This window comes from Catenovulum sp. 2E275 (assembly GCF_025515275.1).
Taxonomy (GTDB): domain Bacteria; phylum Pseudomonadota; class Gammaproteobacteria; order Enterobacterales; family Alteromonadaceae; genus Catenovulum.
In genome coordinates, this window is the sequence record NZ_JAOPFU010000136.1 from 1 (window position 1) to 401 (window position 401).

1 protein-coding gene is annotated in these 401 nt (G+C 42.4%); it reads left to right on the plus strand.

Features of this window, described 5'->3' with window-relative positions; translation table 11 throughout:
* Positions 1-401 (plus strand): hypothetical protein (locus N7931_RS19415; protein WP_262795990.1); only part of this gene is annotated, 401 nt, incomplete at both ends.

The following is a 401-nucleotide window of genomic DNA, read 5'->3' on the forward strand; positions in this document are numbered from 1 at the left end:
ATGCACAAACTGACGCTGTTGTCGAAACGGATGAAGACGTTGAGCAAGCTGAATCAGCAGAGGATGACGAGTTTGATATAGATGCATTAATTGATGATGCACAAACTGACGCTGTTGCCGAAACGAATAAAGAAGTTGAGCAAGCTGAATCAGCAGAGGATGACGAGTTTGATATAGATGCATTAATTGATAATGCACAAACTGACGCTGTTGCCGAAACGGATGAAGACGTTGAGCAAGCGGAAGCAGCCGAACAAACAGAGTCAGTAGATGACGACGAGTTTGATATAGATGCATTAATTGATAATGCACAAACTGACGCTGTTGTCGAAACGGATGAAGACGTTGAGCAAGCTGAATCAGCAGAGGATGACGAGTTTGATATAGATGCATTAATTGAT